Below are 264 nucleotides of genomic sequence, written 5' to 3' on the forward strand. Positions count from 1 at the left end.
TGACGCAAATGAAAGATTTGAAGGTTAAGAATGCGTGAGCCGTGTGAAGGGAAACCTTCAAGCACGGTTCTTAGGAGAGAAGGAACCCGAAAGGGTTCTGACTTATCCAACACAGTAGGCCTAAATGAAGCAACTATAAGAAAATATATACAAGAACAAGAAAAAGAAGATCAAATGAAAGATAAGCTAAGCGTTAAGGAGTACGAAGACCCTTTTAAGGGTAGCGTGTAATAAACTTACCCATTAATGGGTGGCAAAAGTAAC

The 264-nt window shown here is 39.4% G+C and carries 1 pseudogene; it reads left to right on the forward strand.

Annotation, left to right across the window (positions count from 1 at the left end):
* Positions 1–108: 108 nt before the first annotated feature.
* A pseudogene (locus tag CPJCM30710_RS17595) lies at positions 109–231 on the forward strand (IS200/IS605 family transposase); the annotation flags it as partial.
* Positions 232–264 lie beyond the last annotated feature (33 nt).

This window comes from Clostridium polyendosporum (genome assembly GCF_018332455.1).
Taxonomy (GTDB): Bacteria; Bacillota; Clostridia; order Clostridiales; family Clostridiaceae; genus Clostridium_AY; species Clostridium_AY polyendosporum.